This window comes from Methylobacterium sp. WL103, assembly GCF_008039885.1.
Classification (GTDB): Bacteria; Pseudomonadota; Alphaproteobacteria; order Rhizobiales; family Beijerinckiaceae; genus Methylobacterium; species Methylobacterium cerastii.
This window is the reverse complement of sequence record NZ_VRUX01000423.1, coordinates 1-3,749: the sequence shown is the minus strand read 5'-3', so window position 1 is coordinate 3,749 and position 3,749 is coordinate 1. Positions and strand designations below refer to the sequence as shown.

Here is a 3,749-nt window from a genome sequence, read left to right as displayed (position 1 = left end):
GGCGGGCGTGGCGCTCTCGCCGTCGCGGGCGGCGGCCTCGCGGTAGCGCGACAGGTAGGATTCGAGCTGCTCGCGCTGGACCTTGGCCTCGCGCTCCAGGGCGCGCAGCTGGATCTCGCTGGTGTTGCCCTTGACCACCACGTCGCGCTGGCCGTCCACGGCCGCCTGCAGGCTCTCGACGCGGGAGGCCGCGATCTTGGCGTCGTTCTCCAGGGTGCGCCCGACGCGCTCGGCCGAGGCCTTGATCTGGGCGTCGAGGTCCTGCAGCTGGGCGGTCAGCTCCTTGATGCGCGGATGCGCCGGCAGGAGCGTCCGCGATTCGAGGGCGAGCTGCCCGCGGATCGTGATGCGGTTCTCCACCGTGCGCCGGATGACCTCGTTGTTGGCGACGTCGGGGATCTCGAAGGCGCGCCCGTCCTTGATCATCTCCTTGACGGCCTTCGCCCGGCCGGCGAGGTCCGCCTTCAGGATGCGGGCCTGCGACAGCTGGGTCGAGAGTTCGCCGAGCTGCTGGGCGTTGAGCGGCTGGCCGCTGGCGCCGGTGGAGCCGACGAGGCCGTTGCCGGCGCGGTAGGCCTCGACCCGCGCCTCGGCCTCAGCCACGCGCTTGCGCAAGCTGTCGATGTTGCCGCCGAGCCAGGTCGAGGCGTAGCGCGCGGTGTCGACCTTCGCCGCCTCCAGGGCTGCGATGTAGAGTTCGGAGACGGTGTTGGCGCCCTTGGCCGCCAGCTCCGCGTCCTTCGAGCGGAACTCGACCGAGAGGATGCGCGACTTGCCCGCCGGGAACACGAGCAGCCGCTCGAAATAGGCTTCCAGCACCCGGTCCTCGGCCGGGCGGTCGAGGGGGTTCTTGGCCAGCCCCAGCATCATCAGGGTTCGCTGGACCGGGCCGATGGTGCCGGCGCTCGGATCGAATTCCGGGTTGCCGACGAGGTTGAGCCGGCGGATCGCCTCGCGCGCCAGGTCGCGCGACATCATCACCTGCACCTGGCTCGCCACCGCCTGCTCGTCGATCGGCGGGACTTGCTCGGCGCGTTCGGAGGCGGTGCGGGCGAAGGCGGCCTCGCGGCTCTCCAGCAGGAGCTTCGCCTCGCCGGTGTAGCGCGGCGAGACCACCTGCACGAACACCGTCGAGAGCCCGGCGACCACCAGCGTCGGCAGCGCGATCCAGTGCCACGACCGGCGCAGCAGGGCGGGCACCTGGGCGAGATTGAGGCCGTCGGCCGGGGCGGGCCTTGCGGCGAAGGCCGGCCGTTCGATCGGGGCGGCCGCGCGCGGGGCGATTCGGGACATGGCACGATCTCTTCGCGATGCCGGGCCGCGACTGTGCCCACGCATCAACACGTGGGATCAATAGAACCTGTTAAGGTTGCTTGAGAGTTAAAGCCGGCGCGGTGCAGTGCGCCCGCCTTGGGGCGACAGCATTTCTTAACCTTAACGGATTACGAAACGATCGATCAGGCAATCACGACGGCTGTGGTGATGAACCGACGCGTACTCCTCCTCGTTCTCGCGACCAGCCTCGGGCTCGGCGGCTGCCTGCGGCCGGACTACCGGACCGCCCAGCTCGACGCGACCGGCACCGGCTCGATCGGCGCGCGCTACGCGCTCGCGGCCGGCGACAAGCTCCGGGTCATCGTGTTCGGACAGGACAACTTGTCGAACATCTACGCCGTCGACGGCGGCGGCCGCATCGCGATGCCGCTGATCGGCGTCGTCCAGATCGGCGGGCAGACCACCGGCCAGGCCGCCCGCACCATCGAGACCAAGCTCGCCGCGGGTTTCGTGCGCGAGCCGCACGTCACCGTCGAGGTCGACGCCTACCGCCCGTTCTACATCCTGGGAGAGGTCACCACCTCGGGGCAGTACCCCTTCGTCAACGGGATGACGGTCGAGACCGCCGTGGCGATCGCCGCCGGGTTCGGCCCGCGGGCGGCGCGCGACTACGCCGTGCTCACCCGTGAGGGCAAGGGCGGCCCCACCGCCGGCCCCGGCCTCGAGCCGACCAACGAGGCCGGCCGCGAGAAGCTGGTCTCGGGCATCGTGCCGATGACGTATCCCGTGCGCCCCGGCGACACGATCGTCATCAAGGAGCGGTTCTTCTGAGAGCGCGGTCGCAAGGCCGCCGTCTCGGCGATCAGTAGGACGCGCGTTAGCCGAACGTTGACCCTCGGCGCCGGAAAGGACTGCGCCCGGCCCGGTCCGCCGGCGCGGTCGCGTGCGCTTAACCGCCTGGACAGGGCCGGCATGGCAGGACAGCGGAAGCCCGCCGCACCCGCCGGCCTGGAGACGTCCGCCGTGACCCCGTCCGTCAGCCCTTCGGATGCCGAACCCCGTCGCATCCTGCACGTGTTCCGCGCGCCCGTCGGCGGCTTGTTCCGGCACGTGGTCGACCTCGCGCGCCTCCAGGCCGCGACCGGGCACCGCGTCGGGATCGTCTGCGACGCGACCACCGGCGGCGAGCGCGCCGTCCAGGCGCTCTCCGACCTCGCCCCCTGCCTCGCGCTCGGCGTCACCCGCATCCCGATGCGGCGCAACCCGCACCCGTCCGACCTCGCCTGCCTGCGCGCGGTCGCGGCTCGCGCCGAGGCCGTCGCGGCCGACGTCCTGCACGGGCACGGCGCCAAGGGCGGCGCCTACGCCCGCCTCGCTGCCGTACCCGGCGGCCGCAGCGTGATCCGCGCCTACACCCCGCACGGCGGCAGCTACAATTACCGGCCCGGCAGCCTGCTGCACCGGGTCTACATGGGCGCCGAGGGCCTGCTCGCCCGCCGCACCGACGTGTTCCTGTTCGAGAGCGAGTACGTCGCCGGGCGCCACCGCGCCTACGTCGGCACCCACGGGCGCGTCAGCCGCATCGTCCACAACGGCCTGAGCGAGGCCGAGTTCGCACCCCTGACCCCGGCGGCCGACCCGTTCGACCTGCTCTATGTCGGCGAGCTGCGCGAGGCCAAGGGCCTGCCGATCCTGCTCCAGGCCCTGGCCCTGCTGCGCGAAGAGGGCCGGAGCGTGCGCCTGCTGATGGTCGGTTCCGGCCCCGATGCCGGGCTGCTCCAGGCCAAGGCCGAAGCCCTGGGCCTTGCCGGCGCCATCGCCTTCGAGCCGGCCCAGAACATCCGCTCCGTCCTCGCCCGCGGGCGGATCATGGTGGTGCCGTCCTTCGCCGAGTCCCTGCCCTACGTCGTGCTCGAGGCGGCCGCCGCCGCACAGCCCCTGGTCGCCACCGACGTGGGCGGCATCCCCGAGATCTTCGGTTCGGCCGCCGGAGACCTCGTCCCGGCCCGCGATCCGATCGCGCTGCAGCGGGCGATCGCCCGCGTCCTCGACGAGGCGCCCGAGAGCCGCGCCGCCCGGTTCCGGACCCTGAGCGACTCCGTGCGCCAGCGCTTCTCGATGAAGCGGATGGGCGCCGACGTGCTCTCGGGCTACGCCGCTGCCTTCCGCGCCCGCCGCCCGGGGGCGTCGGCCGAACCGGCCCGCGTCGAGGCCGCCTGAGCCCGCCGACCGTCGCAGGAACGTGATGCCTGCTGTCCGCATCCCAGCGAAACGACGCCGTCGCCGTCCGCAACTTTAAACAATCCTATAGGGAGCCCTGCGATACTTCCCGGCACGAACGAAGCCGCTGAACTGCTGGGAATCGAGCGATGAGTGCCTTCGACGTCCGTGATCTCCTGAAGGTCGCCGGACAGGGCGAGACCGTGGCGGCAGGCTTCGCCGACCCGGCCCGCGTCGCGGAGCCGGTGCCGAAG

Annotated in this window: 3 protein-coding genes; 2 read left to right on the top strand and 1 reads right to left on the bottom strand. The window is 72.0% G+C overall.

Features of this window, described 5'->3' with window-relative positions; all coding sequences use genetic code 11:
• The coding region (locus FV222_RS19805; protein WP_187277390.1) for a GumC family protein at nucleotides 1-1,293 on the bottom strand (1,293 nt) is incomplete at its 3' end.
• 189 nt (nucleotides 1,294-1,482) lie between these two features.
• On the opposite strand from FV222_RS19805, the gene FV222_RS19800 reads away from it, so the two are divergent.
• Together FV222_RS19800 and FV222_RS19795 are read left to right on the top strand one after the other, a co-directional pair.
• A complete protein-coding gene (locus FV222_RS19800; protein ID WP_147754096.1) occupies nucleotides 1,483-2,106 on the top strand; it encodes a polysaccharide biosynthesis/export family protein in 624 nt (207 codons plus the stop codon).
• Nucleotides 2,107-2,247: 141 nt separating this feature from the next.
• Entirely contained in the window at nucleotides 2,248-3,495 is a 1,248-nt protein-coding gene (locus tag FV222_RS19795; RefSeq protein WP_147754095.1) for a glycosyltransferase family 4 protein, read from the top strand.
• Nucleotides 3,496-3,749: the final 254 nt, after the last annotated feature.

Bases quoted from the DNA above. Each gene is read 5' to 3' on its own strand.
- FV222_RS19800 (WP_147754096.1), top strand. From the start codon at position 1,483: ATGAACCGACGCGTACTCCTCCTCGTTCTCGCGACCAGCCTCGGGCTC.
- FV222_RS19795 (WP_147754095.1), top strand. From the start codon at position 2,248: ATGGCAGGACAGCGGAAGCCCGCCGCACCCGCCGGCCTGGAGACGTCC.